Below are 1,648 nucleotides of genomic sequence, written 5' to 3' on the forward strand. Positions count from 1 at the left end.
GGGGTGTCGGGCCGGTGCGACACCACCGGGCCCCGTGCCCGAGAGTTCGGCCCCCTCCGGGGTGGCCGCCGATCGCAAAGGCTGGAAACTGGCCATGTCGAACAGTCCGTCCGCGAAGGACTCGGCCACAACGAACGCCGCCTCCTCCCCCCGCCCCGAGGACGAGAAGCTGCCCGCGCGGCTGCTCCTGGTCTACGGGCTCCAGCACATCCTCACCATGTACGCCGGCGCGGTGGCGCCGGCCCTCGTCATCGGCGCCGCCGCCGGGCTCGCGAACGACCCCGCCGCCATGGGCATCCTCGTCAGCGGCGCGCTCCTCGTGGCGGGGTTCGCCACCCTCATGCAGACCGTGGGCCACCGGCGCGTCGGCGCACAGATGCCGATCGTGGTGGCCTGCTCCTTCGTCCCCGTCAGCGCCATCACCTCCCTGGCCGCGGGGCAGGACGGCGAGAACCTGCCCGTGGCCTTCGGCGCCTCGCTCGCCGCCGGAGTCTTCGCCCTGGCGCTGACGCCGTTCTTCGGGCAGCTGATCCGCTTCTTCCCCCCGATCGTCACGGGCACCATCATCACCGTCATCGGCGTCAGCCTCATGCCGGTGGCGGCGCGGTGGATCATGGACGGCGGCGCCCGCACCCTGGAGGACGGCTCCACGGTCCCGGCCGCGCCCCTGGCCAACCTCGGACTGGCCGGGCTCACCCTCGGGGTGATCGTGCTCGGCTCCCGGGTCCTCCCCGGCATCTGGGGGCGGCTGTCCATCCTCCTGGGCCTGGTCGTGGGCACCCTGGTCGCCGTCCCCCTGGGCATGGCCGACTTCAGCCGGGTGGGCGAGGCCGACATCGTGTTCGACCCGACCTCGCTGTTCTACTTCGGCGCGCCCCGGTTCGAGGTCGCCGCGGTCGTCACCATGTGCGTCATCATGCTCGTGGTCCTGACCGAGGGGGCCTCGCACATCATCGCGGTCGGGGAGATCACCGGCTCGAAGGTGGACGCCAAGCGCATCTCGGCGGGCCTGCGCGCCGACGTGAGCGGGTCGATCATCGGGCCGGTCTTCAGCGCCACCCCCACCAGCTCCTTCGCGCAGAACATCGGACTGCTGGCCCTGACCAAGGTGCGCAGCCGCTACGTGGTGGCCACCGGCGCGGGCATCCTCGTCGCGCTGGGGATGTTCCCGGTGCTGGGCGGCGCCATGGCGGCCATCCCCACGCCCGTGCTCGGCGGCGCGGGCCTGGTGCTGTTCGGCAGCGTGGCCGCCAGCGGCGTCAAGACCCTGGCCAAGGTGGACTTCACCAACAACCTCAACCTGGTGCTGGTGGCCGCCTCCGTGGGCGTGGCGGTCATCCCGCTGGCCTACCCGACCTTCTACGCGTTCCTGCCCGAGTCGGTGGAGCTGGTCGCGCACTCGGGCATCATCGGCGCGGCCGTCGTGGCGATCGTGCTCAACGTGTGCTTCAACGTGATCGGACGCGGGAGCTCCGCCGCCCCGGCCGAGATCGACGCCGAGGAGATCGGCAGCGCCGGTCCCGGGGAGGCCAAGTACACCGACCAGGCCCGGGAGGCCTACCGCGACGGGGGCGCCGAGCCCCTGGACAAGCCCCGGGCGTGACCGCCGACGGGGCGGGGGCCCCGCCTCCCGCCCCCGGAGCCGGGG

1 protein-coding gene is annotated in these 1,648 nt (G+C 73.0%); it reads left to right on the top strand.

Features of this window, described 5'->3' with window-relative positions; translation table 11 throughout:
* Window positions 1-94: 94 nt before the first annotated feature.
* A complete protein-coding gene (locus DQW06_RS26905; protein WP_013151769.1) occupies window positions 95-1,603 on the top strand; it encodes a nucleobase:cation symporter-2 family protein in 1,509 nt (502 codons plus the stop codon).
* Window positions 1,604-1,648: the final 45 nt, after the last annotated feature.

The sequence above is a fragment of the Nocardiopsis sp. TNDT3 genome (assembly GCF_003427465.1).
Lineage (GTDB): Bacteria > Actinomycetota > Actinomycetes > Streptosporangiales > Streptosporangiaceae > Nocardiopsis > Nocardiopsis dassonvillei.